Below are 25,980 nucleotides of genomic sequence, written 5' to 3'. Positions count from 1 at the left end.
TCATGCGCCCGCATGGCGCCCCGGCAAGTTCCGGCCGGAGCGCCTGGCCGGGTCCTAGGCCGCCGCGCCGGCTTGCCCTGCGTAATGCGCAGCCAGATGTTCCACCAGCGCGCGCACCTTTGGCGCCAGCGAACGGGCGTGCGGATACAGCGCGAAGTAGCGGCGCTGCCCGGCATGCCAGCCGGGCAACACATGGACCAGACGACCGGCGCGCAGATCGTCCTGCACGGTCAACGCGGTGAACAGGCTGATACCCATGCCGGCCCGCACTGCGGCATAGAGGGCGGGCGTGGCGTCCACGCGCAGCCGTTGGCCGGCCTCCACGCTGGCCTGCGCGCCCCGCGGGCCCTGCAGGTGCCAAGCGGTAGTGGCAGCGCCGGGCTGGAACGCCAGCAGCGTGTGCGCCGGAAGGTCCGCCACCTGGCGCGGCAGGCCGTGCCGGGCCAGGTAAGCCGGCGCGGCCACCAGGATGCGCGGGCAGCACGCCAGTTCGCGGGCCACCAATTGGCTGTCGGGCAGGCTGGCGGCAATGCGAAGCGCCATGTCGAAACCACCCCCGACCACGTCCACCAGCTGGTCGTTGGCCGACAGATCCAGGCTTACCTGCGGATAGCGGGCCAGGAACCCCGGCAGCCACTGCGGCAATTCCTGGCTGGCCACCACCTGCGGCACGCTGATGCGCAGGCGCCCGCTTGGCGCTGCCTGGCCCGCGCGGGCGCGGTCGTCGGCCAGTTCCAGCCGCTCAAGCAGGGCCACGGCATCACGGTAATAGTCGCGCCCGGCCTCTGTCAGCGACAGCCGCCGGGTGGTGCGATCGAGCAACCGGACCTGCAGGTGCTCTTCCAGCTGCCGCAGTTGCCGCGACAGGGAGGAGTGGGTGGTTCCCTGCCGCTCTGCGGCCGCACTGAAGCTGCCGGCCTCGACGATGGCGCGCAGCGCGCGCAGGGCGGCGAAGTGATCCATCGGCGGTCAGCTCCAGGCGAGTGGCAGGACCCGCCGGATGCGGGCCTGCCCAGCTTATCAAGCGCCCTTGCCCGCCTCGCGGACCGGCAGGGCCAGGATCGCGTCGGTGGCCATGACATCGCCGAACGCATCCTCGATCTGCGCCAGGGACCCCTCGTGCAATGCGCGGTGGCCGATGCGCGTGCCATCGGCCAGGTCGAGGTCGCGACTGGCGCTGGCATCGGACGCCACGAGGACACGGTAGCCGCGCGGCGCGGCAGCCGCGTCGCGGGCGGCCCCGACGACGCAGGCATGGGTCTGCAGGCCGGTGATGATCAACGTGTCGACGCCAGCCTGCTTGAGCACCGTGTCCAGCGCCGCAGCCGAGGCGCCGGCGAACACGCTGACGTTGTCCTTCTGGATGACGGTTTCGCCACTGCGCGGCTGCATGTCGCGATGGAAGGCGACGTTGACACTCCCCTGCGCGAACAGCGGCGCGCCCGCCGGCAGCACATGCTGCACGTGGATGACGCGGATGCCGTGGGCATCGGCGAAGTCGACCACGCGGCGGGTCTGGCGCAGTGCGGCGATGCCGTCGGGAATGACCATGCGGCCGCCGGCGAAACCTGGCGCGGCACCGGCATCGAAGTATTCGTTCTGGAAGTCGATCACCAGCACCGCGGTCTTCGCTGCGTCGAGCGAGGCGGGCACCGGGGCACCCGCCATGTGGCGGATGGTGGGATGGGACGGTTCAGCGGCAACCACCGGGGCGGTGGCAGCCATGCCGATCAGGCTGGCCAGGCCGAAGGCCGTGAGGTTCATGGGACGACTCCTGTGCGATGGAAAGTGGGCACAGGATGCGAGGCGGATGGCGCACGAACCAGCCATGGATTGACACATGATCTGTGCAGATTTCGAACAGACCGTTCGTGTGGAGTCGCGCCAGGCGCGACTGCTTTTCGTTTGGGCGCCCGTGAACGATCAGCCGCGCAGGGCTCGACTCGACGACGCCAGCGTGACGCCATTGAGCCGCACGATCACCGCGCCCTTTCGCCCTGGCACCACTTCGGCAGCGTTGCTGCCAGCGCGCACGGCACGTTCCAGGCCCGCCGGGTACTTCACCGGCACCCCTGCGAGGGTCTGCACATGCTCTGCCCCATTCTTGCCCCTGATGATGAACTCCGCGCAGGCGCCCTCCAGCCGGTACACCGGCGCCCCCGCCGGACATTCGATCAACTGCAGCGCGCGCGCTTCGCTGTGCCGCAGGTTGCGGATGCAGACCCCGTGCTTGCGCAGGCGACGCAACGCGCGCTGAGAACGGGACCAAGGCCAGCAGAAGACGAAGTAGATGCCTACGCCGATCCAATAGACCGCAACAGCCGCCACCACCCACACAGCCGTATCAGGCATCTGCAAAAACCCTGTCGGTGAAAAGCCACACGTGAAAACGCAGACGGGCCGTACAAGGACGGCCCGTCTTCAACAATGCGCAGCGCTGCCTGGATACCGCCTGGGACAGCATCCAGCAAGAGCGCCGGCCGCTTACAGGCGGCTGGCGATGGCCTGGGCGAAGCCCATGGTGTTGCCGGTGCCACCCAGGTCGCCGGTCAGCGAATCCTTGGCTTCCAGCGTGGCCACGATGGCCTTGCGCAGGCGCTCGGCGTTTTCGACCTGGCCGACATGGTCCAGCATCTGTGCGGCGGCCAGCAGCAGCGCGCACGGATTGGCCTTGCCCTGGCCGGCGATGTCCGGCGCGGTGCCGTGCACGGCTTCGAAGATCGCCGCGTTCTCACCGATGTTGGCGCCCGGGGCCAGGCCCAGGCCGCCGACCAGACCGGCACACAGGTCGGAGATGATGTCGCCGAACAGGTTGGTGGTCACGATCACATCGAACTGTTCCGGACGCATCACCAGCTGCATGCAGCAGTTGTCGACGATCATTTCCTGGAACTCGATGTCCGGGTACTTGGCGGCCACTTCACGCGCCACGGCCAGGAACAGGCCCGAGGTCGACTTGATGATGTTGGCCTTGTGCACGGCGGTGACCTTCTTGCGGCCGGTGCTGCGGGCCAGCTCGAAGGCGTAGCGCACGATGCGCTCGGAGCCCTTGCGGGTGATGCGGGTGCCGGAGAAGGCGGTCTCGCCATCGGCCGACACTTCCTGGCCTTCGGCCAGGTACGCGCCTTCGGTGTTCTCACGGACGGTGATCAGGTCCACGCCGTCGCCGAAACGCGACTTGGTGTTCGGGAAGGACACCGCCGGACGCACGTTGGCGTACAGGTCGAAGTGGCGGCGCAGGCTGACGTTGATCGAGGTGAAGCCACCACCGACCGGCGTGGTCAGCGGGCTCTTCAGCGCGATCTTGTTGCGTGCGATCGATTCCAGCGTGGCCGCCGGCATCAGATCGCCGTGCTTCTCCAGCGCGACCAGGCCCGCGTCGGCGTCTTCATATTCAAAGCCGGTGCCCAGCTTGCCGAGCACGAACAGGGTAGCGTCCATGATCTCCGGGCCGATGCCGTCACCGCGGATGACCGTGATTTTCTGCGTCATTGATGTGTATTCCGAACCGAGGGGGGAGCGCCATCCGTGAGGTGCGCGAAGCGCGGGCGCAAGGGAAGTTTCATCGGCAATTATGCCTTACCCGCCCGATGGACCCCAAATGGGCCATTGGTCTTAGGCAGGCAAGGCAGCATTGCCCGCGCATTCACCCTCTCCCCGCGCCGTTGGCGCGCCGCCATCAACAGAAGGGGGCTGTGCGCCAGACACGCGATCGGTAGTGCCGGCCGCTGGCCGGCAACCAGGGGTGCGCTGAACGATGGGGTAGCCACCGACCGTTGGTCGGTGGAACGGCATCTCGAACATGAACGGCGCACTGCCGGGCCCCGATATCGTCGGGGTGCCCAAGCAGCCGACCAACGGTCGGCTCTACCGCGGCGGGGCCGGGTCGGCCGCGACCTCAATGCTCGTGAACGGCCGGCGCTTCGGCGCCGCCTTCGAGCTGGTCCAGGAAATCGACCGCGCGGCGCAGGTGCGGGATCACGATCGAGCCGCCGACCACCAGGCCGACCGAGAAGGTCTCGAAGAACTCCTCACGGGTCACGCCGGCGTCCTTGCACTGGGCCACGTGGTAGCTGATGCAGTCATCGCAGCGCAGCACCATCGAGGCGACCAGGCCCAGCAGCTCCTTGGTCTTCACGTCCAGCGCGCCGGCCTGGTAGGTCTGGGTGTCCAGCGCGAAGAAGCGGCGCACGACCTGGTTGGGTTCGCCCAGGATGCGCTGGTTCATGCGCTGGCGGAACTCGGTGAATTCGGCGATGCGGTCCTTGCTGCCGTCGTCGGCCGCGCTCATGCCGGGTCCTGCCCGGCCAGCAACGGCTCCAGCTTGCCAGCACGGTGCAGCGCCATCATGTCGTCGTAGCCGCCCACATGGACCTCGCCGACGAAGATCTGCGGCACGCTGGTGCGGCGGGTCTTGGCCATCATCTTCTCGCGCTCGACCGGGTCCAGGTCGATCCGGACCTCGGTCCAGTCGCGGCCCTTGCTCTTCAGGAAGTTCTTGGCGGCCACGCAGTACGGGCACACCGCGGTCGAGTAGATGGTGATGGCGGGAGCGCCACCGGGGGTGGAAACAGCATCTTGGCTCACGGGAAACTCCACAGCGGAACGTTGGTCTGTATATGGTAGCGGTCCGCTGGATTTTCCACGTCACCGTCGCAACACTGTGGTTTAACTGCAGGTTGCACTGGCCCTGTCACGCTGTCGTCCGCCTTCCCCCAGGAGCTCCGTTTGCGCCCTCTGCTGCTCTCTGCCGCCTTGACCCTGGCCCTGGCCCTGGCCGTACCGCTGGCCGGGGCCCAGGAAAGCAAGCTGCCGGACATCGGTTCTTCGGCCGGCGAGCTGCTGACCCCGGCACGGCAGGCCGAGTACGGCGGGATGATGCTGCGCGAACTGCGCAACTACGGGTACCTGCTCGATGACCCGCTGGTCGATGACTGGCTGCAGACCATGGGTGCCCGGCTGGGCTCCAACAGCGCCCAGCCACGCCAGTCCTACACCTTCTTCATGCTCAAGGACCGGCAGATCAATGCCTTCGCGACCCTGGGCGGCTACATCGGGGTCAATGCGGGCCTGGTACTGACCGCCGAGCGCGAAGACGAGGTTGCCGCGGTGCTGTCCCACGAAATCGCCCACGTCACCCAGCAGCACGTGCTGCGCGGCGTCGAGCGCGCACAGCGCGACCAGATCCCGATCCTGCTCGGCATGCTTGCCGCGATCGTGGCCGCGCAGCAGGCCGGCGGCAACTCCTCCGGTGACGCCACCATGGCCGCGATCACCTCGGGCATGGGGCTGATGCAGCAGCGCCAGATCAATTACACCCGCTCCAACGAATCCGAGGCCGACCGCCTGGGCATCCGCACCCTGGCCCGCAGCGGCTATGACGTGGATGCCATGGCCGGCTTCTTCGAGCGCATGTCCGCCTCGATGCGTGGCAACCAGGGGGGCTACAGCGTCCCGGACTTCCTGCAGACCCACCCGGTCACCACCACCCGCATCAGCGAGGCCAAGGCCCGCGCCGAACAGATGAAGAAAGACACGGTGCTGCTGACCACCGAGGTGCCCGGCGGCGTCCGCCAGGAACGGGTGAACCCGTCCGACCCGGCGTTGTCCGATCCGCTGGTGCGGCGGAGCAACCCGTTGCTGCCGGCCTCGATGCAGATTTCGGTCAACTCGCTCAGCCGCGGCAGCACCGGTCAGTTCGAATGGGCGCGCGAGCGGCTGCGGGTGCTCAGCGCCGACACCCCGGGCGATGTCATCCGCGAATACGAAAGCCTGCAGCGCGCGCAGAAAAACGGGCTGACCGAACCACAGCGCTACGGGCTGGCCCTGGGCCGGCTGCGCAACAGTGCCGCCGGGCAGGCCAGCCGCGACCTGGCCGAGCTGCTGCGCGACCACCCGGACAACGTTTGGGTGGCACTGGCGCTGGGCGAGGCGGAGTCGCGCAGCGGACAGCAGGCCCAGGCCAACGCCCGTTTCGAGACCCTGATGCGCCAGCACCCCGGCAGCCGCCCGGTCGCGTTGACCTACGCCACCATCCTCAATGAACAGGGCGGGCGCGAGGCCGGCCAGCGCGCGCAGGCGATGCTGCGCCCGATGCTGTCGCAAAGCGGCAATGATCCGGTCTTCCAGCAGCGCTTCGCCCGCGCCAGCGAATTGGCCGGGGATACCACCCGGGCCAGCGAGGCCTATGCCGAGGCGGCCTTCCTCAGCGGCCGGCCGGAGCAGGCCCTGATCCAGCTGCAGGCCCTGAAGCGGCAACCGGACCTGGACTACGTGGGCCGGGCCCGGGTCGATGCCCGGATCGAGAGCATCACCCCGACCGTGCTGGAAATGCGCCGCCAAGGCATCGACGACCCGGAACTGGACCGCCGCTGAGGCGCCGTTCAAGGGGGTGGGATGACGGCTGGATGGCGGTCAACGACGGGAACGGCCCCCTCGTCACAAACCTGTCATGAAACCGTAGTCTACTGGGCTCAATCCCGATCTGATGAGCAATACGGTGGGCACGTGCAGAAACGCATCCTGATCGTCGATGACGAACCCGCGATCCGCGAGATGGTCGCCTTTGCCCTGCGCAAGGGCGACTATGACCCGATCCATGCCGGCGACGCCCGCGAGGCGCAGACCGCCATCGCCGACCGCGTTCCGGACCTGATCCTGCTGGACTGGATGCTTCCGGGCACCAGCGGCCTGGACCTGGCCCGGCGCTGGCGCAAAGAAGCCCTTACCCGCGAGGTGCCGATCATCATGCTGACCGCGCGCGGGGAAGAGAACGACCGCGTCGGTGGCCTGGAGGCCGGTGTCGACGACTACGTGGTCAAGCCGTTCTCGGCGCGCGAACTGCTGGCCCGCATCCGTGCGGTCATGCGCCGTGCCCGCGACGATGACGAAGACGGCAGCGTGGCGGTCGGCACGATCCGCATCGACGGCGCCGCGCACCGCGTCTTCGCCGGCGACCAGCCGGTGCCGATCGGTCCGACCGAATACCGGCTGCTGCATTTCTTCATGACCCACCCTGAGCGCGTGTACACCCGTGCCCAGCTGCTGGATCACGTGTGGGGCGGCAGCGTGTACGTGGAGGAGCGCACCATCGATGTGCACATCCGCCGCCTGCGCAAGACGCTGGAGCCGTTCGGCGCGGAGAACATGGTGCAGACGGTGCGCGGCGCCGGCTACCGGTTCTCTACCTCGACCTGAGTCTCGTCGGGCCGGGACCTGGCGCGCATGCCTGGTTCCGGCCACTCCTGCTATAACCTTGGATCGAGTCCGAGGACCGCACCTTCTGCGAGACCGCAATGCCGCGCCACATCCGTTCTGCCTGGTTGAAAACGCTGGCCACCCTCGCCGCCCTGCTGCTCGCGGCCGGCTTGCTGGGCCTGGCAGTGGGACATGTGTGGATGTGCATCGCGCTGGCCTCCATCGGCGCGCTGGCCTGGCATTACTGGCGTCTGCGCCGGGTGCTGCGTGGGCTCACCGCGCGCCATCGCTGGGACATGGGCGACGGCACCGGCGTGTGGAACGAGCTGGACCGCCTGCTCTACCGCAATCAGTGGGAAATGCGCACACGCAAGCGCCGCCTGCTCGACATGCTGCGCAGTTATCGCGCCGCCGCCGCGGCACTGCCCGATGCCGTGGTGGTGGTGGACCGCAACAGCCAGCGCGTGCAGTGGTTCAACGAAGCGGCCACCTCGCTGCTCGGCCTGCATCATCCAGGCGATCTCGGCGAGGCGCTGGTCGAACGCCTGCAGCCGATGCCGCTGGCCCACTGGCTGGCCGGTGGCCGCAATGCCGAACCCATCCTGGACGTGCCCTCGCCGGTCGATCCGGCGATCCGCCTCAACCTGCGCCTGATTCCCTACTCGCCGGACTACTGGCTGCTGATCGCGCGAGACGTCAGCAAGCTGCTTCGGCTGGAACAGGTCCGCCGCGACTTCGTCGCCAACGTTTCGCATGAACTGCGCACGCCACTGACCGTGGTGCACGGCTACCTGGACATGATGGACCCGGAGGACTTCCCCGGCACCGGCCCGATGCTGGAGGAAATGCGCAAGCAGTCCCAGCGCATGGCGCAGCTGGTCGAAGACCTGCTCACCCTGTCGCGGCTGGAATCGCAGGAGCACACCGAAGCTGAGGCCGTGGCGATGACGCCGATGCTGGCCACGCTGCGCCGTGAAGCCGAAGCGCACAGCCAGGGCCGCCACCAGATCAGCATCATCGATACGGCCGGAGTGGACCTGCAGGGCTCCAACAAGGAACTGCACAGCGCGTTCTCCAATCTGGTCACCAATGCCGTGCGCTACACGCCGGCCGGTGGCCGCGTGGAAGTGGAATTCGCCCGCGAAGTAGATGGCGTAGTGCTGTCGGTGCGTGACACCGGCTACGGCATCCCGGCCAACCATCTGCCGCGCCTGACCGAACGCTTCTACCGGGTGTCCAGCAGCCGCTCGCGCGAGAGCGGCGGCACCGGCCTGGGGCTGTCGATCGTCAAACACATCCTGGGGCTGCACCATGCCCGCCTGGACATCCAGAGCGAAGTCGGCAAGGGCAGCACGTTCTCCTGCCATTTCGATGCCGACCAGGTGCGTGCGCGCACCGAGGTCGCCTCCCTTCCTTCCGCCGAAGACTTTTCCGCATGAGTACTCCTGTTCCCGTCGCCGTACCCGTGGACGGCGATCCGCTGCGCGACCCGGCGCTGTACATCAACCGTGAACTGTCGCAGCTGGATTTCAATTTCCGCGTGCTGGCCCAGGCCATGGACCCGCAGGTGCCGCTGCTGGAGCGCCTGCGCTTCATGTGCATCTCCTGCACCAACCTGGACGAATTCTTCGAGATCCGCGCCGCCGCCGTGCGCCATGCGCAGGAGTTCGGCCTGCCGCCGGCGCCGGACGGCATGACGCCGCAGGCGATCCTCAATGCGATCCACGACCGCGCCGCACAGCTGGTGGACCAGCAGTACCGCTGCTGGAACGAAACGCTGCGCCCGGCGCTGCACGAGGCAGGCATCGACGTTCTCGGCCGGCACTCCTGGAACCACCGCCAGAAGCGCTGGCTGCGCGCCTACTTCCGCAACGAGATCATGCCGGTGCTGTCGCCGCTCGGCCTGGATCCTTCGCACCCGTTCCCGAAGATCCTCAACAAATCGCTGAACATCGTGGTGGTGCTCAAGGGCACCGACGCGTTTGGCCGCGCCGGGCACCTGGCGATCGTGCGTGCACCGCGCTCGCTGCCGCGCATCATCCAGCTGCCGGAGCAACTCGGCGGCCCGCAGACCTTCGTGTTCCTGTCCTCGGTGCTGTCGACCTTCGTCGATGAGATGTTCCCGGGCATGGAAGTCCAGGGGGCCTACCAGTTCCGCGTGACCCGTAATTCCGAGCTGGTGGTGGACGAGGAAGAGGTCGAGAACCTCGCCCTGGCGTTGCGCGATGAACTGGTCGACCGTGGCTACCGCCCGGCGGTCCGGCTGGAGATCGCGCAGGACTGCCCGCGCGACATCGTGCGCACCCTGCTGCAGAACTTCGGGCTGACCGAAAACGCGGTCTACCGTATCGACGGCCCGGTCAACCTCAACCGCGTGATCCAGCTGTACGACGTGATCCAGCGGCCGGAACTGAAGTACCCCGCCCTGAGCCCGCGCACGCTGCGCGACAGCGACGGGATCTTCGAGATCGTCGCGCGCCGGGACGTGCTGCTGCACCATCCCTTCGATGCGTTCACCGCGGTGCTGGATGTGATCAAGCAGGCCGCCGTCGACCCCAACGTGCTGGCGATCAAGCAGACCCTGTACCGCACCGGCAAGGACTCGCTGATCGTGGACGCGCTGATCCAGGCCGCCCGCAACGGCAAGGACGTCACCGTGGTGGTCGAGCTGCGCGCGCGCTTCGATGAGGAGGCCAACCTCGGCCTCGCCGACCGTCTGCAGGAAGCCGGCGTGCAGGTCGTCTACGGCGTGGTCGGGTTCAAGACCCACGCCAAGATGCTGCTGATCGTGCGCCGCGAAGGCCGCAAGCTGCGCCGCTATGTCCACCTGGGCACCGGCAACTACCACAGCGGCACCGCACGCGCGTATACCGACCTGAGCCTGATCACCGCCGATGCGGATATCGGCAACGATGTGCACCTGCTGTTCCAGCAGCTGTCCGGGCTGGCCCCGCGGATGAAGCTCAAGCGCCTGCTGCAGTCGCCCTTCACCCTGCACCCGGGCCTGCTGCAGCGGATCGAGCGCGAAACGCGCCTGGCTGCCAGCGGGCGCCCCGGGCGGATCATCGCCAAGATGAACGCCCTCAACGAACCGCAGATGATCCGCGCGCTGTATGCCGCTTCGCAGGCCGGCGTGCAGATCGACCTGATCGTGCGCGGCGCCTGCACCCTGCGCCCCGGGGTGCCGGGCGTCTCGGACAACATCCGGGTGCGCTCGATCGTCGGCCGTTTCCTGGAGCACAGCCGGGTCTACTGGTTTGGCAATGACGGCGCCTCGGAGCTGTTCTGCGCCAGCGCGGACTGGCTGGAACGCAACCTGCTGCGCCGGGTCGAGACCTGTTTCCCGATCCTGGACCCGGAGCTGGCGCGCAAGGTCTACCGCGATGTGCTGCAGAACTACCTCGACGACAACCTCAACGCCTGGGAGCTGCAGGCCGACGGCAGCTACATCAAGTGCACACCGGGCCATGACGAGCCGCCGCATGCGGCGCAGATGGCCCTGCTGCAGGGTCTATAGGTACCGACCGCTGGTCGGTACGCGGTCATTGCCTGCCCCTTCGATGCGACCGGTCGTCGCAGCCTGCCCATGTGAAGGGCGCGCGGTGACTTCGCGACCCACCGTTCGGCTAACATTCGCAAATGCCGCATACCTCCACGACACCGCCCGCTCTGCAGGATGGCGACCTGCTCGCCGCCATCGACCTGGGATCCAACAGCTTCCACATGGTCATCGCGCGATACACCCTCGGGCAGTTGCGGGTGGTCGACCGCCTGCGCGAGACCGTGCGGATGGCCGACGGCCTGGATGGCAAGGGCGGCCTGTCCGCCGAAGCCCGCCAGCGCGCGCTGGAATGCCTGGCCCGGTTCGGCCAGCGCATCCGCGCGATCCCCTCGGTGCGGGTCCGCGCCCTGGCCACCAATACGGTCCGCCAGCTGCGCTCGCCGCAGGCCTTCCTGATGCCGGCCGAAACCGCGCTCGGGCATGCCATCGAAGTGGTCAGCGGCCGCGAGGAGGCGCGCCTGATCTACCTGGGCGTGGCCCATGCGCAGCCGCCCAAGCCGGACCAGCGCCGGCTGGTGATCGACATCGGTGGCGGCTCCACGGAGTTCATCATCGGCCAGGGCATGCAGACCCTGGAGCGCGAAAGTCTGCAGGCCGGCTGCATCGCCAGCACGCGGCGCTTCTTCCCCGGCGGCAAGCTGAGCAAGAAGCGCTGGAAGGACGCACTGACCGAGATCGGCGCGGAGTTCCAGCAGTTCGCCAACAAGTACCGCGCGCTCGGCTGGCACGAAGCGCTGGGCTCGTCGGGCACGCACAAGGCGATCAGCGAAATCTGCGCCACCATGAAGCTCAGCAAGGGCGCGATCACCGCCGAGGCCTTGCCGCAGCTGCGCGATGAGCTGCTCAAGGCCAAACGCATCGAAGACATCAATCTGCCGGGGCTGTCCGCCGATCGCCGCCCGATCATCGCCGGCGGCATCCTGGTGCTCGAGGCGGCCTTCCAGGCGCTGGGGCTGCAGAAGCTGCTGGTGAGCAAGGCGGCGATGCGCGAAGGCATCCTGTACGACATCCTCGGCCGCGCCAGCGAGAACGACCTGCGCGACGAGTCGGTCGCAGCCCTGACCCAGCGCTACGGCATCGATACCGTCCAGGCCGATCGCGTGGAGAACACCGCGATGAACCTGCTGGCCCAGGTCGAGGAAAGCTGGCAGCTGGACCCGGACGATGCGCGCATGCTCGGCTGGTCCGCGCGCCTGCACGAGCTTGGCCTGATGATCGCGCACAGCGGTTACCACGTGCATGGAAGCTACGTGCTGGAGAACTCGGACATCGCCGGCTTCTCGCGGCAGGAACAGCAGCTGCTCGCCGCGCTCGTGCGCAGCCATCGCCGCAATATTTCCAAGTCCGCCTTCGATGCGCTGCCCGAGCGTCTGCTGCAACCGGCACGGCGCATGACCGCCCTGCTGCGCCTGGCGGTGCTGCTCAACCGCGCGCACGAAGACACGCCGATGCCGAAGCTGGAACTGACCGCCGAGGACGCGCGCCTGTCGTTGATCCTGCCGCAGGCGTACATCGATGCGCGTCCGCTGCTGCGCGCGGACCTGATCGGGGAAACCGAAGGCATGGCCGGGCTCGGTGTGCAGTTCCGCCCCTTTGTCGCCTGACGCTTTCCACCCGCTTCCAAACGTGCGTCTGCAGCAATTCGTGGACCGAATTCGCAGAACGCACGGCCCATGACGTATTTGTGAGAACGACCTCACATGTCCTTCATGAACGCTTAACGAATCGATCTACTCTCGGAACACCGGCCTTCATTGGGCTGGATTTTTGAAGAAGGCGGTACTTGGGTCCGCCGACTTCTTGGACGTCGTTCCGATTAGAGAGAGAGTCGATCATGTCTTCATCCACTACCCCGCTGGGGCAGGCGATCCGCCTGGCCCTGGTCGCCGGCACTGCTGGCCTGGCATCCACCGCCGTCCTCGCCCAGGACGCCACCCCGACCACCCTGGACCGCATCGAGATCACCGGCTCGCGCATCCGCCAGGTCGATGTCGAGTCCGCCCAGCCGGTGCTCGCGATCAGCCGCGCCGACATCGAGCGGCAGGGCTTCAGTTCAGTTGCCGACATCCTGCAGAACCTGACCGCGGTCGGCAGCCCGGCGCTGAGCCGCTCCAACGTGCTCGCTGCCGGCGAAAACGCCGGCGGCACCTACATCGACATGCGCAACCTGGGCGCACAACGCACTCTGGTGCTGATCAACGGCAAGCGTCTGGGCATCAACACCGGCGGCTACCAGGACATCTCCAGCGTGCCGGTCTCGGCGATCGAACGCATGGAGGTGCTGAAGGATGGCGCCTCGGCGATCTATGGCTCGGACGCGATGGCCGGCGTGATCAACATCATCACCCGCAGCAACGTCAGCGGCGTGACCGCCAACGTCTACCAGGGCCAGTACAGCCAAGGTGATGGCGCGCGCACCAGTGTCGATGTGGTGGCCGGCTGGTCCAACGACCGTGCCTCGCTGACCTTCTCGGCCGAGCACACCGAAGAGAAGGGCGTCTGGGCACGCAACCGCTGGTTCAGCGAATTCCCGAACACCACCCGCCACCCCGGCGACAACTGGACCCAGCTCAGCCAGTGGGGCCAGATCACTGGCCTGAGGGGCCCGGGCTGCACCGCCGCGGCGGGCTGCAATTATTCGCTGGATCGCGGCGCCGACCCGACCAACCCGGCCAACTACCATCTCAGCGATCTGACCCCGTTCACCGGTGATGTCAGCAACGCACAGGAGCAGATGCACCTGATCTCGCCGCTCAAGCGCGATTCGCTGTTCCTCGATGGCCGCCTGGACCTGACCGATGACATTCGCCTGACCACCCAGCTGGGCTACAACGAGCGCACCTCCACGCGCCAGGTGGCCGGCTATCCGCTGCAGTCCGCCACCGCCGGTATCGGGCGGATGTCGGCCGACAGCTGGTTCAATCCGTTCGGCAACCACCACGGCTATGACACCCCCACCGACATCGCCTGGAACCGCCGCGCCTGGGAGGTTCCGCGGGTCAGCACCAGCGAGCTGACCACCTGGCGCGCCGTGGCCGCGCTGGAAGGCAGCTTCGAGGTGGGCGAGCGCTACTTCGATTGGGAAGTGGGCTACCAGTACAACCGCAGCGAACTGCTGCAGCGGTCGACCGGCAATCTGCACAAGGAACGGGTCAAGAACGCGGTCGGCCCGTCGTATTACAACGAGGCCACCGGCAAGGTGGAATGTGGCGTCCCGGGCGCACCGATCGCGGGCTGCATGCCGTGGAACCCGCTGGCGCCGTATGGCAGCAACGACCCCAATGGGCTGAGCGGCAACCAGGCCCTGATCGACCATCTGTTCCCGCCGGAAATCACGCGCGGCAAGACCACCACCCGCAATGCGTTCGCCAGCATCGCCGGTACGGTGATGACCCTGCCGGCCGGTGATCTGGGCTTCGCCTTCGGCGTGGAAACGCGCAAGGAGGCCGGTGAGTTCATCCCCGATGCGCTGGCCCAGAGCGGTGCCACCACCAACCTGGCCGCCGGCCCGACCGGGGGCGGCTACAAGGTCAATGAGGCCTACCTGGAGCTCAGCGTGCCGATCCTGGCCGACCTGCCGGGTGCGCGCGAGCTGAGCCTGAGCGCCGCCACCCGCCACTCGGACTACAGCACCTTCGGCACCACCCTCAACAGCAAGTTCGGCTTCAAGTGGAAGCCGATCGAGCAGTTGCTGGTGCGCGGCACATGGGCGCAGGGCTTCCGCGCGCCGACCATCTCCGATCTGTATGGCGGCGGTTCGGAAACCTTCACCACCGGCTACCGTGACCCCTGCGACACCGTCTACGGGGCCTCGGCCAGCAGTGCCGAGGTGCGTGCCCGGTGCGCCGCCGACATCGCCAATGCCGACGCCTACCGCCAGCTGCGCCAGGGCGGCGTGCCGATCACCAGCAGTAGCGACCAGACCCCGGTGCCGTTCACCAACGGCTCCAACCCCGACCTGCAGCCGGAAACCTCGACCAGCCGCACGCTGGGCCTGGTCTGGAGCCCGTCCTTCGTGCCCCACCTCAACGTGGCGCTGGACTGGTGGAAGGTCCGCATCGACAACACCATCGTCAACGATCACCCCAACGACATGCTGCGCGACTGCTATGAGCAGGGCATCACCTCGCGCTGCAGCGGCTTCACCCGCGATCCGGTCACCGGCATCGTGGACCAGTTGACGTACGGCAGGCGCAACTCCGGTTTCCTGGAAACCGAAGGTTACGACCTGGAGCTGAGCCACCACCTGGATACCCGCCATGGCAAGTTGAGCACCGGGTGGACGACGACCTATGTCAGTTCCTACCTCGAGCGCACCACCAACGACGCTGACGTGGTGCCCGAAACGAAAAACGGCATCGGCAGCGGCTTCCGCGTGCGCTCCAACCTGACCCTGGGCTGGGACGTGGGCAACTTCGGCGCCAGCTGGACCGCCCGCTACTACTCCGGCGTCAAGGAACGCTGCATCAACGCACGAGCCCGACCGGACGAGTGCTCCGACCCCGGCGTGCAGGCCCCGTGGTATGCCGGCTCGCGTGACTACAACGAGCGCGGCTCGGTCACCTTCCACGACGTGCAGTTCCGCTACTCCCTGCCGTGGGACGCCACCGTCTCGGTCGGTGCCAACAACGTGTTCGAGAAGTACGGCCCGATCATGTACACCCAGCCGAACTCGACGTTCTCGTACTACGGCGGTTACGACATCGGCCGCTTCCTGTACATGAAGTACCAGCAGCGTTTCTGATCGCCGCCCGGTAACCTCGCTCGATCACCACGGCCCTTCGGGGCCGTGGTGTTTTTCTGCCGGCGTGCGCGTCATGCCGGCGTCATACGGCGGTCATGTCGGCTACATCGCCCGGCCCCAGCATGCGTGGCATACCGGAGGCCCGCCATGCGCTATGCCATCGTCACCGAAACCTATCCCCCGGAAGTCAACGGCGTCGCCCTGACCGTGCAGGGCCTGGAACTGGGGCTGCGTGCCGCCGGCCACCAGGTGGATCTGGTCCGGCCCCGGCAACCGTCCGATGTGGACAACGCCGAAGGCACCGTCCTGGTCACCGGCGCCAACCTGCCCCGCTACCCCGGCCTGCGCTTCGGCCTGCCCGCGCCCGCCCGTTTGAGCCGCCAGTGGCAGCAGCAGCGGCCGGACGCGATCTACATCGCCACGGAAGGCCCACTGGGCTGGTCGGCACTGCGCACCGCGCGACGCCTCGGCATTCCGGTCGCGACCGGCTTCCATACCCGCTTTGACGAATACCTGCCCGACTACGGCGTGGCCTGGCTGCAGGCCGCCGCGCTGCGCTGGATGCGCCGCTTCCACAACCAGGCCGATGCGACGCTGGTGCCGACCCAGGAGCTGCAGCAGTTCCTCGGCGAGCAGGGCTTCGACCGCGTCCGTCTGCTGGCGCGCGCGGTGGACAGCAGCCAGTTCGAACCCGAGCGGCGCGACCCGGCGCTGCGCGAGGAATGGGGTATCGACGGCAACGGATTCGCGGCGATCCATGTCGGCCGCATCGCCCCGGAGAAGAATCTCGGGCTGGCGGTCAAAGCGTTCCGCCGCCTGCAGCAGGTACGCCCGAAGGCGCGCTTCATCTTCGTCGGCGATGGCCCAGCGCGCGCCAGGCTGGCCCACGACAACCCGGACTTCATCTTCTGCGGCGTGCAGCGCGGCGATGCGCTGGCGCGGCATTTCGCCAGCGGCGATCTGTTCCTGTTCCCCAGCCGCAGCGAGACCTTCGGCAACGTGACCCTTGAAGCCATGGCCAGCGGACTGGCCACGGTCGCCTTCGACTACGGCGCCGCCCGCGAATACCTGCGTACCGATGAGAACGGCATCGCCGTGAATGACGACAGCGAGTTTGTGACCGCCGCCGTGCAGCTGGCCGGCGACGATACGTTACGCCACCGGCTCGGCCGTAACGCCGCCACGGCGATGAAGCGCCTGCATCCGCAGCACGTGGTCGCCGAGTTCGATGCGCTGCTCGCTGAACTGGCCCACGCCCGGAGGGCACATGCCGACCACGCCGCTTGACGCCCTGCGTGGCCGCGAAACGCGCTGGTGCCGCCGCGCCAACCACTATTGCCGGCACCGCCGGATCCGCCATGCCTTCGCGGTGATCAGCCGCCTGGGCGATGGCGCCTTCTGGTACGCACTGATGGGGGCGCTGGTGCTGCTGGATGGCTTGGACGGCCTGCGTGCCTCGCTGCACATGGCCGCCACCGGCTTGATGGCCCTGCTGCTGTACAAAGGCCTCAAACGCTGGACGCGACGCCCGCGGCCCTACGCGGCCGACCTGCGCATCCGCGCCTGGGTGGCGCCGCTGGACGAGTTCAGTTTCCCGTCCGGGCACACCCTGCACGCGGTGTCCTTCACGATCGTGGCACTGGCCTATTACCCGTGGCTGGCCCCGGTGCTGGTGCCCTTTACGATGCTGATCGGGCTGTCGCGGGTCGTGCTGGGGCTGCATTACCCCAGCGATGTGCTGGCCGCGACCGGGATTGCCGCCCTGCTGGCGGCGGCCAGCCTGCAGTGGCTGCCGCTGTAGCGGCCATGGCCGTGCTGCGTTGACGCAGCCAGGCGCTTCACCCTGCAGCGATGCCTCGCCCGTGATCCCGTTTTACAATGCGGGCATGACCACGCTGTTCATCTCCGATCTGCACCTGGACCCGAGTCGTCCAGCCATCACCGACCTGTTCCTGGCGTTCCTGCGCGATGAAGCGATGCAGGCCGATGCCCTGTACATCCTGGGCGATCTGTTCGAAGCCTGGATCGGCGATGACACGCCCTCCCCGGCCGCCGATGCGGTCGCGGTCGCGCTGCATGCCGTGGCCGACGCCGGCGTGCCGGTGTACTTCATCCGAGGCAACCGCGATTTCCTGGTCGGCGAGGACTATGCGCGCCGCGCGGGATTCACGATCCTGCCCGACCCGAGTGTGATCGATCTGTACGGCCGCCCGGTGCTGCTGCAGCATGGCGACCTGCTGTGCACCGACGACACCGCTTACCAGCAGTTCCGCGCACAGACCCGCGACCCGGTCTTCCAGGCGCAGTTCCTGTCGCAGCCGCTGGCCGCGCGCATTGCCTTCGCGCAGAAGGCCCGCGATGCCAGCCAGGCGCGCCAGTCGGAAATGAAACAGGGTGACCGTGCCCAGTTCGAGACCGTCACCGATGTCGCGCCGGCGGAAGTGGACGCTACCTTCGGCCGCTACGGCGTGGACACCATGATCCACGGCCATACCCACCGCCCCGCCATCCATGCCCTGCAGGCCGGGGGCCGCGATTGCACGCGCATCGTGCTGGGCGACTGGTACGAACAGGGCTCGGTGCTGCGCGTCACCCCGGACGGCTGGACCCTGGATTCGCTGGCAAGCTGACGCCGGCAGCGGCCCTGCCTGCCGTGCTGTTCCGGCGCGGGGCTTCCGCGCTACCTTAGCCGGGCATCCTCGGGGAACAGGGACGATATGGCGGTGGCAGCTACCCAACCGACGACGGCGCCGACGGTGTCGCTGCACATCGGCCTGTTCTTCGACGGCACCCGCAACAACGCCGACAACCTGCAGCGCGCCTCGCGCCCGCCCGGTGCCACCACGCGTGCGCCGCGCCCACCTGCGGTGGTCGCCGATGATGCATCGCCGTACCAGAGCCGCTTGACCAGCAGTTACAGCAACGGCCTGACCAACATCGCGCGGCTGCACGCCTTGTACCCGGACCATCGGCAGCTGCCGCCCGCCGGAAGCACCCTCGCGCTGTCGATCTACATCGAAGGCGTGGGCACGCGTACCGGCGAGGAAGACGACCTGATGGGGCTGGCGTTCGGCATCGGGCGCACCGGCGTACGCGCCAAACGACGGCGCGCGCTGGAGCAGCTGCTGCCGGAGGCGCTGCGCCAGCTGGCCCGCGCGCAGCCCGGTCATACCCTGGGCAGCGTGCGGGTGGATCTGTTCGGTTATTCGCGTGGCGCGGCCAGTGCACGCGACGTGGTGAACGTGCTCAATGCGCCCGCCGGTGCCGCGTGGCTGCGCGAACAGCTGGTGCGCTCGGGCTGGGCGCTGGCGCCGGGATTCCCCGCCACCGCGCGGCCGGTACGCTTCGTGGGGCTGCTTGATACCGTGGTGGCGATCGGCCGCCAGCACCGCGATGAGATGCCGGCGCTCGCGCTGCGCCCCGGCTGTGCGGACAAGGTGGTGCAGCTGGTCGCCCGCGATGAACACCGCGAGCATTTCGCGCTTACCAGCGTGGCGCCCGAGCACGAAGAGATCGCCCTGCCGGGCGTGCACGCCAACATTGGCGGCGGCTACGACCAGCGTATCGAAGGGCCCAAACTGCTGAGCCGCCCGCAGGGGCAGCTGCTGCGGGGTACCGGGCTGGCGCCAGGCGCGGTGCCGCCGCTGGCACTGCTGCGCGCGAGCACGGTCTACCGCACCGCGCAGGCAACCTGCCGCCGCTGGCAGCGCACGCTCGGCCTGGGCGATGACGCGATCTGGGTCGATGTCTGGCACCAGTGGCAGCAGCAGCGCATCGCCGGCAGCCGCAGCGTGCTGCCGCAACTCACCCTGCGTGGGTACGCGGCGGTCGTCCTGCGCCGCGAGATCGATGCGCGCTACCAGTTCATCGCGTTGCGGCTGCTGCACCAGCGCGCCGCCGCGGCGGGCGTGGCGTGGACGACCTCGCCCGACCAACTGCCTGCGCTGGCGTTGCCGATCGAGCTGCAACCGATCGCAGCGCGGCTGCTGGCCGGCCAGCCGCTGGACGCCGCGCAGGAGCTGCTGCTGCGCCAGCGCTACCTGATGCAGTCAGCACATTGGAACTTCGATGCATTGGGCGATACCGCGCTGCTCTACGCCGCCGATGAAAGCACCCGGGAGTTGCCGTATCGACCCGGGCCGGGCCTGTTCTACGTCAACCGGCCGACCGCGAGCGGTCAGCGCGTGGTGCTGGCCAACACCTGACCGCGCAGCTCGGTCTGTTCGATCAGCTCGGCCAGTTCTTCCTCATCAAAGCCAGCCAGCAGGCGCGCTTCGAGATTGAACGGGCCATAGAGGAAGCCGCCGGCGTATTCCTTCAGCAGCGCCATGAACCGCGGTCGCGGCTCGACGTTTTCACGCGTGCAGTACCAGCGGTACCAGCGCGAGCCGGCGGCCACGTGCGCCACTTCTTCGCGCAGGATGATCTCCAGCACATCGGCGGTGGCATGGTCGCCACCGGCACGCAGCTTCACGATCATCCCCGGGGTGACATCCAGCCCGCGCGCTTCGAGCACGCGCGGCACCAGCGCCATGCGCGCCAGCCCGTCGTGCGCGGTCTTCTCGCACATTTCCCACAGGCCGTTGTGCGCGTCGAAATCGCCGTAGGCGTAGCCGTTGGCCTGCAGACGGTCGTGCAGCAGCATGAAGTGGCGCGATTCGTCATCGGCCACACTGACCCAGTCGGCATGGAACGACGTCGGCAGGCCGCGGAATCGGTACACCGCATCCCAGGCCAGATCGATCGCATTGAGTTCGATATGCGCGATGGCATGCACGAAGGCGGCACGCCCCTCCACGCTGCCCAGGCCACGCCGCGGCAGATCGCGCGGGTGGACCAGGGTCGGCCTGGCCGGGCGGCCCGGCATCCGGATCGGCGCCGGTGGCGGCGCATCGGCCGGTGCCTTCAGGCGACCGGCGCGGAACTGCACGGCATAGTGCTGGGTCAAGGCAACCTTGCGCAGCGGATCCGGCTCGGCCAGGCACTGCTGCGCGGCCTGCAGCAGATCGCCGGCCGCGCTGTCCAACACGTCATTCATGCCCTGCCCTCAGGCGCGACGCTTGTGCTTGGCATCGTCCGAACGCAGCTGCTGGATGCGCTCGAAGTAGCCCGGCTCGATCCCGGTCGGGTAGACGCCGTTGAAGCACGAGGAATCGAACGATTTCAGCTCCGGATTGCCTTCGCTCACCGCCGCTTCCATGTCCTCGATGTCCTGGTAGATCAGCCAGTCGCAGCCCAGGTGCTTCTCGATTTCCTCGATGCTGCGATTGTGCGCGACCAGCTCTTCGGCCGCCGGCATGTCGATGCCGTAGATGTTGGGGTAGCGCACCGGCGGCGCGGCGCTGGCCAGGTAGACCTTGCGGGCACCGGCGTCGCGCGCCATCTGCACGATCTGCTGGCTGGTGGTGCCGCGCACGATCGAGTCATCCACCAGCAGCACCACGCGGTTGCGGAACTCCAGGTGGATCGGGTTGAGCTTGCGGCGCACCGACTTCACGCGCTCGCCCTGGCCCGGCATGATGAAGGTGCGGCCGATGTAGCGGTTCTTGATGAAGCCTTCGCGGTACTTCACCCCGAGGGTGTTGGAGATCTCCAGCGCGGCATCGCGCGAGGTATCCGGGATCGGGATGATGGTGTCGATGTCGTGGTCCGGGCGCAGGCGCAGGATCTTCTCGCCCAGCTTGATGCCCATGCGCATGCGCGCCTTGTGCACCGACACGTTGTCGATCATCGAATCCGGGCGCGCGAAGTACACGTACTCGAAGATGCACGGGCTGTGCTCGACAGGCTCGGCGCAGACTTCGGAGAACAGCTCGCCGCGCGCGGTGATGACCAGCGCTTCACCCGGGCGCACGTCGCGCACGCGCTGGAAACCGAGCACGTCCAGTGCGGCCGATTCGGAGGCCACGATGTATTCATCGCCTTCGGCATGGGCGCGCTTGCCCAGTACCAGCGGGCGGATGCCATGCGGATCGCGGAAGGCGACCAGGCCCAGGCCCAGCACCACGCTGATCACCGCATAGCCACCCTTGACCCGGCGGTGCACGGCGGCCACGGCGCGGATCGCCGCTTCCGGGGTCAGCTGGCGCTGCGCGTCCAGTTCGAAGGCGAACACGTTCAGCAGCACTTCGCTGTCCGAATCGGTGTTGACGTTGCGGCGGTCCTGCTCGAACACCTGCTGGCGCAGGGCTTCGGTATTGATCAGGTTGCCGTTGTGGGCCAGCGCGATGCCGTACGGCGAGTTCACGTAGAACGGCTGCGCCTCGTCCATGCCTTCCGAACCGGCGGTGGGATAGCGCACATGCGCGATGCCGACGCGGCCTTCCAGCGTGGACATCCGCTTGGCATCGAACACATCACGCACCAGGCCATTGGCCTTCTGCACGCGCAGGCGGGTGCCATCGGCGGTGGCGATGCCGGCCGCGTCCTGGCCACGATGCTGGAGGACGGTCAGGCCGTCATACAACTGCCCGGCGACGTTCTGGTTGCCGACGATTCCGACGATGCCACACATGGTGCGAGTTCTCCGCTGGGCTGCGCCCATCTACAGTGAAGGTGGCCGTGCCTGGCCGGGGGTACCGTTCCGTGCCGGAGCGGTGTCGTCCGGACGCGGGTGCGCCGGCTCGATATTGACTGGCAGTGTGGAAGCCGGCCCGCGCGCCGCAGCGTCGGCAGGTGCCGTCTCCCTCCCCTCGTCAACGGGACGCGGCCCTCCGCGCCCTGCCACTACCTCGCCAAGGACGCCATTATCGCCTGTCGCGAGCGGCTTGCCCAAATCCATCGTCGGCAGTTGCGGCAGATTCACCTCCGGCAACGCCATCTCGGGCAGCTGCGCCTGCATCCAGCGCACGCCCGGCTGCAGCAGCGGGCGCACCTGCGAGGTCTGCCAGGCCGGCTCCTGCGGCAAGGGAGTGAAGGCGGCCAGCATCAGCAGCACGCAGCCCAGGAAGGCGCCCCGGACCAGGCCCAGCGCGCCGCCCAGCACGCGGTCGGCGCCCGTCAGGCAGGTGACCTTCACAGCGGCCTTGATCAGCATGCCGATCAGGCCCACCGCGATCATGACGATCAGGAAGACCCCCAGATAGCCGGCAACATAGTGGCCGGTGCCCGGTTCCAGGGGGGCGGCCCACCCGTGCGCCGCGTCGTTGCCGAACAGGAATGCGGCCCAACCGGCCAGCAGCCAGGACAGCGTGCCGACCACGATCCCGACGAAGCCGCGCATCAGCCCCAGCAGGACCGAGGCGCCGATCAGGACCAGCAGGACGATGTCGATCATGCCGTCAGGCCGCGCGGCAGGCGCCGTCCAGCAGATGCGGGGCGGCGCAGGTCAGGCATCAGGGATGCGGGCGGACCATGCCGGCCACGCCGACCTTGGCGGCGACCTGGGCCTTGAGGTTCTCGGCATCGGCGCGGTTGGCGACCGGCCCGACGCGGACCCGGTTGAGGGTGCCCTTGTCGGTACGGACCTGCTCCACGAAGGCGCTGAAGCCGGCGGCGCGGACTTTGTCGCGCAGCGCGTTGGCTTCGGTGGCCTGGCCAAAGGCACCCAGCTGCACGGCGAAGCCGACGCTGCTGGCCGCCGGGGCCGCCGGGGCAGCAGGCGCCGCAGCGGCAGCTTCGGGCTTGGGTGCCGGTGCCGGCTTGGGTTCGGGCTTGGGCGCGGCCGGCTTCGGTTCCGGCTTGGCGGCCGCGACGGGTTCGGCCGGCAGGGATTCGGTTTTCACCGTGTTGCCCGATGGCGCGGCGGCGGCGCTGGAGGCCGGCGGTGCAGCCGAGGGAATCGGTGCGGTGGCGGCCGGGGTCGCGGCAACCGCGGTGTCCGCGCGCGCATCGAGGGTGATCACCTCGGCCTTGACGTCGTTGCGCACCTTCACCGCCTGCAGGCGGCCCGCTTCGGCCAGCGCACGATCGGCGTAGGGGCCGACACGCACGCGCCAGGCCTGGCGGCCGTTGATGGTGGCCGGCTCGCGGAAGCCCGCCAGCTGGGCACTCTTCAGCGAGGCGATGACGCGGTCGGCATCGGCTTCGCTGGCGTAGGCGCCAAAGCTTACGGCGTAGTTGCCGGCGGCCACGGCCGGCGAGGTATCGGCCGGGGCCGGATCGGCGGCGACGGCAGCGCTGTCGGCCAGCGGCTGGGTGGTCGATGCCCCGCTCTGCAGGCCGGTGGCGCCACCGGTGGGGGCGACCAGCGGCAGCTCGCGGGTTTCGAACTGGCCATCCGATGGCGCGGCCGGTGCGCTGATCGGCACGTTGGCGACACCACTGTCAGGTGCGGGACCCTTGACCAGCATGGGCAGGAAAATCACGGCCAACGCCACCAGGACGATGGCACCAATCAGTCGCTGTTTCAGAGGAGTATCCACGTGAAGGCAGGCAGGCGGCGCGGCGGAATGCCACGGCGATTATACGGGTGCGCGCGTGTGCGGCGGCTGATGCGGCTGAACGGCACCGCAAAGCGCCCTCAGGCGCCGGGGTCGAGCGTCTGCAGCGCCTGTGCGGCGGTATGGAAGGAGCCGAACACCAGCACGCGGTCGCCGGCGTTGGCCTGCGCCACGGCATGCTGCAGGGCCTCCACGACGGTCGCGTGCGGCGTTGCGGCGGCCGCAGCCGTACCCGCCAGGCGTGCCTGCAGTTCCGCGGCACTCTGCGCACGCGCGCCCTCCAGGCCGGCCAGATGCCACTGCTGGACCTGATCGGCCAAGGCATCCACGACACCGGCAGCATCCTTGTCCTGCAGGGCAGCGAACACGGCGATGGTGCTGCCGGTGACGGGACTGGCCTTCAGCGCCGCCGCCAGCTCACGGGCGGCCTGCGGGTTGTGGCCAACATCGACCAGCACCTCCACACCATCACGATCGAAGGATTGCAGGCGGCCACGGATGCGCGCGGCCGCCACGCCCTCGATGAAGGCGGTGCGCGGCAGCGGGCGATCCAGGGCACGCAGCGCGGCAATCGCGGTGGCGGCATTGGCGCGCTGGATCGGACCACGCAGGGCCGGGTGCGGCAGTTCAAGCCGGAAGCCGACATCACGCCAGCGCCAGCGTTCGCCATCGATGGCCTCGGCGAAGAAGTCGCTGCCGCCGCGGATGGCATTGGCCCCGAGCAGGTAGGCACGCGCGAGCACGCTCGAGGGCGGATCGATTTCGCCCAGGATGACCGGCTTCCAGCCCCGGATGATGCCGGCCTTCTCGGTGCCGATCGCTTCGCGGTCCTCGCCCAGCCAATCGCTGTGATCGATGTCTACAGTGGTGATCACCGCCACGTCGCCATCGACGATGTTCACCGCATCCAGGCGCCCGCCGAGGCCGACTTCAAGCACGGCCAGATCCAGCCCGGCCTGCGCGAACAGATGCAGCGCGGCCAGGGTGCCGTACTCGAAATAGGTGAGCGTGGTATCGCCGCGCGCGTCTTCGATGGCGTTGAAGGCGGCCATCAGATCGTCATCGGTGGCGTCCTGGCCATCGATGCGCACGCGCTCGTTGTAGCGCAGCAGGTGCGGCGAGGTGTACGCGCCGACCTTCCAGCCGGCCGCACGGGCGATCGCCTCGATGAAGGCAACCGTGGAGCCCTTGCCGTTGGTGCCCCCGACCACGATGCTGCGCTCGGCCGGTGCGCCCAGCCCCATCGCCTGCGCCACGGTACGCACCCGGTCCAGCCCCATGTCGATGGTGGCGGGGTGCTGCTGCTCGATGTAGCCGAGCCAGTCGGAGAGGGTCTGCGGGCGGGCGGTGGTGGTCATGGTCGTTGGATCGGAATCGTTGGGGCGGACGGCAGGATGGGACGCAGTGCGTTACAGCGCGCGGTGCTTGGCTTCGCCGAAGAACGGCGTGTGGTGGGCACAGTCGTTGAGGCGGACCACTTCCAGCTGGTCCAGGTCGGGCCCTTCGAGCAGGTTGAGGGTGGTCGGTGCCTGGCGGAAGGTCCACAGGCGCGAGATCGGCAGGCCGAGGATGCGGCACAGGATCACGCGGTTGACGGCGTCGTGGGCGACCACCAGCAGGGTGTCATGCTCGCCGAGGCCTTCGGCGGCACGGGCCAGGCCGCGCCAGCTGCGCTCGAGCACCAGGCGCAGCGATTCGCCGCCGGGCATCAGCACGGTATCCGGCTCTTCGCGCCAGGCGCGCAGGCGGGAGGGATCCTTCTCGTGGATCTCGCTGGCCAGCAGGCCTTCCCATTCGCCGTGGGCGATTTCCTGCAGGTCCGGCTCGGTCAGCAGCATCGGGGCTCGCTCGGCGCCAAGGGCGAGCTGGGCGGTCAGCTGGGCACGCACGAGCGGTGAGGCGACGGCGCGGGTGATGTCGACCGAGTTGAGGCGTTCCCCCAAGGCCTTGGCCTGGGCTTCGCCGATCGGCGACAACGGGATATCGATCTGGCCTTGGTAGCGGCCTTCGGCATTCCACGGCGTTTCGCCGTGACGGGCAAGCAGGATGCGCATGCGGACAAGGGGTCCTTGGGGGGAGGAGGTTGCGGCGTTTCG

The 25,980-nt window shown here is 68.3% G+C and carries 22 protein-coding genes; 10 read left to right on the top strand and 12 right to left on the bottom strand.

Going from position 1 to position 25,980, the window contains the following annotated elements:
* Nucleotides 1-54: 54 nt before the first annotated feature.
* From OC373_RS11730 to grxC, 6 genes are all read right to left on the bottom strand, one after another.
* Nucleotides 55-963 (bottom strand): LysR family transcriptional regulator, encoded by a 909-nt coding sequence (locus OC373_RS11730; RefSeq protein ID WP_261997732.1) that lies wholly within the window; start codon nucleotides 961-963, stop codon nucleotides 55-57.
* Between the two features lie 57 nt (nucleotides 964-1,020).
* A complete protein-coding gene (locus OC373_RS11725) occupies nucleotides 1,021-1,764 on the bottom strand; it encodes a cysteine hydrolase (protein ID WP_261997731.1) in 744 nt (247 codons plus the stop codon).
* A gap of 159 nt (nucleotides 1,765-1,923) precedes the next feature.
* Nucleotides 1,924-2,358 (bottom strand): hypothetical protein, encoded by a 435-nt coding sequence (locus OC373_RS11720; protein ID WP_261997730.1) that lies wholly within the window; start codon nucleotides 2,356-2,358, stop codon nucleotides 1,924-1,926.
* A 126-nt stretch (nucleotides 2,359-2,484) separates the two neighbouring features.
* Complete coding sequence (locus tag OC373_RS11715; protein WP_261997729.1) at nucleotides 2,485-3,492, bottom strand: isocitrate dehydrogenase; 1,008 nt, start codon at nucleotides 3,490-3,492, stop codon at nucleotides 2,485-2,487.
* Between the two features lie 406 nt (nucleotides 3,493-3,898).
* Complete coding sequence (locus OC373_RS11710; protein WP_019185812.1) at nucleotides 3,899-4,291, bottom strand: carboxymuconolactone decarboxylase family protein; 393 nt, start codon at nucleotides 4,289-4,291, stop codon at nucleotides 3,899-3,901.
* Nucleotides 4,288-4,587 (bottom strand): glutaredoxin 3, encoded by a 300-nt coding sequence (grxC, locus tag OC373_RS11705; RefSeq protein ID WP_019185813.1) that lies wholly within the window; start codon nucleotides 4,585-4,587, stop codon nucleotides 4,288-4,290. The genes OC373_RS11710 and grxC overlap by 4 nt, the downstream gene beginning before the upstream one ends.
* 141 nt (nucleotides 4,588-4,728) lie before the next feature.
* Between grxC and OC373_RS11700 the strand changes: the two genes are divergently transcribed.
* From OC373_RS11700 to OC373_RS11655, 10 genes are all read left to right on the top strand, one after another.
* Nucleotides 4,729-6,375, top strand: a complete 1,647-nt coding sequence (locus tag OC373_RS11700; protein ID WP_261997728.1) for a M48 family metalloprotease — start codon at nucleotides 4,729-4,731, stop codon at nucleotides 6,373-6,375.
* Nucleotides 6,376-6,507: 132 nt separating this feature from the next.
* Nucleotides 6,508-7,197, top strand: coding sequence for a phosphate regulon transcriptional regulator PhoB (gene phoB / locus OC373_RS11695; protein ID WP_019185815.1), 690 nt, complete (start codon nucleotides 6,508-6,510; stop codon nucleotides 7,195-7,197).
* 98 nt (nucleotides 7,198-7,295) lie between these two features.
* Nucleotides 7,296-8,636 carry a phosphate regulon sensor histidine kinase PhoR gene (gene phoR / locus OC373_RS11690; protein ID WP_261997727.1) on the top strand — a complete coding sequence of 447 codons (1,341 nt, stop codon included), beginning with the start codon at nucleotides 7,296-7,298 and terminating at the stop codon, nucleotides 8,634-8,636.
* Nucleotides 8,633-10,714 carry a polyphosphate kinase 1 gene (gene ppk1 / locus OC373_RS11685; RefSeq protein ID WP_046272386.1) on the top strand — a complete coding sequence of 694 codons (2,082 nt, stop codon included), beginning with the start codon at nucleotides 8,633-8,635 and terminating at the stop codon, nucleotides 10,712-10,714. Before phoR ends, ppk1 begins: the two co-directional genes overlap by 4 nt.
* A 122-nt stretch (nucleotides 10,715-10,836) precedes the next feature.
* Nucleotides 10,837-12,363: an exopolyphosphatase gene (gene ppx / locus OC373_RS11680; RefSeq protein ID WP_019185818.1), complete on the top strand. Its 1,527-nt coding sequence runs from the start codon at nucleotides 10,837-10,839 to the stop codon at nucleotides 12,361-12,363.
* Between the two features lie 230 nt (nucleotides 12,364-12,593).
* A complete protein-coding gene (locus OC373_RS11675) occupies nucleotides 12,594-15,503 on the top strand; it encodes a TonB-dependent receptor (RefSeq protein ID WP_261997726.1) in 2,910 nt (969 codons plus the stop codon).
* A 147-nt stretch (nucleotides 15,504-15,650) separates the two neighbouring features.
* Nucleotides 15,651-16,790 (top strand): glycosyltransferase family 1 protein, encoded by a 1,140-nt coding sequence (locus OC373_RS11670; protein WP_070426708.1) that lies wholly within the window; start codon nucleotides 15,651-15,653, stop codon nucleotides 16,788-16,790.
* Nucleotides 16,771-17,304, top strand: coding sequence for a phosphatase PAP2 family protein (locus tag OC373_RS11665; protein ID WP_019185821.1), 534 nt, complete (start codon nucleotides 16,771-16,773; stop codon nucleotides 17,302-17,304). The genes OC373_RS11670 and OC373_RS11665 overlap by 20 nt, the downstream gene beginning before the upstream one ends.
* Nucleotides 17,305-17,389: 85 nt before the next feature.
* Nucleotides 17,390-18,133, top strand: a complete 744-nt coding sequence (gene lpxH / locus OC373_RS11660; RefSeq protein ID WP_019185822.1) for a UDP-2,3-diacylglucosamine diphosphatase — start codon at nucleotides 17,390-17,392, stop codon at nucleotides 18,131-18,133.
* Between the two features lie 87 nt (nucleotides 18,134-18,220).
* Nucleotides 18,221-19,708: a DUF2235 domain-containing protein gene (locus OC373_RS11655; protein WP_261997725.1), complete on the top strand. Its 1,488-nt coding sequence runs from the start codon at nucleotides 18,221-18,223 to the stop codon at nucleotides 19,706-19,708.
* Here OC373_RS11655 and OC373_RS11650 read toward each other — a convergent pair.
* From OC373_RS11650 to OC373_RS11625, 6 genes are all read right to left on the bottom strand, one after another.
* A complete protein-coding gene (locus OC373_RS11650; protein WP_261997724.1) occupies nucleotides 19,681-20,541 on the bottom strand; it encodes a ferritin-like domain-containing protein in 861 nt (286 codons plus the stop codon). The two genes, OC373_RS11655 and OC373_RS11650, sit on opposite strands and share 28 nt — an antisense overlap.
* A 9-nt stretch (nucleotides 20,542-20,550) precedes the next feature.
* Entirely contained in the window at nucleotides 20,551-22,017 is a 1,467-nt protein-coding gene (gene purF / locus OC373_RS11645) for an amidophosphoribosyltransferase (protein WP_019185825.1), read from the bottom strand.
* Nucleotides 22,018-22,047: 30 nt separating this feature from the next.
* Nucleotides 22,048-22,779 (bottom strand): CvpA family protein, encoded by a 732-nt coding sequence (locus OC373_RS11640; RefSeq protein ID WP_261997723.1) that lies wholly within the window; start codon nucleotides 22,777-22,779, stop codon nucleotides 22,048-22,050.
* Between the two features lie 58 nt (nucleotides 22,780-22,837).
* On the bottom strand, nucleotides 22,838-23,866 hold the full coding sequence (locus tag OC373_RS11635) for an SPOR domain-containing protein (RefSeq protein ID WP_261997722.1): 1,029 nt from the start codon (nucleotides 23,864-23,866) through the stop codon (nucleotides 22,838-22,840).
* Nucleotides 23,867-23,964: 98 nt separating this feature from the next.
* The gene (gene folC / locus OC373_RS11630; RefSeq protein WP_261997721.1) at nucleotides 23,965-25,242 is read right to left on the bottom strand and encodes a bifunctional tetrahydrofolate synthase/dihydrofolate synthase; all 1,278 of its coding nucleotides are present in this window, start codon (nucleotides 25,240-25,242) and stop codon (nucleotides 23,965-23,967) included.
* A 51-nt stretch (nucleotides 25,243-25,293) separates the two neighbouring features.
* Nucleotides 25,294-25,938, bottom strand: coding sequence for a histidine phosphatase family protein (locus OC373_RS11625; RefSeq protein WP_019185829.1), 645 nt, complete (start codon nucleotides 25,936-25,938; stop codon nucleotides 25,294-25,296).
* Nucleotides 25,939-25,980: the final 42 nt, after the last annotated feature.

The organism is Stenotrophomonas sp. Ste96 (assembly GCF_024519495.1).
In the GTDB taxonomy this organism is placed as follows: Bacteria; Pseudomonadota; Gammaproteobacteria; order Xanthomonadales; family Xanthomonadaceae; genus Stenotrophomonas; species Stenotrophomonas bentonitica_A.
This window is presented reverse-complemented; position numbering and strand designations above follow the sequence as displayed.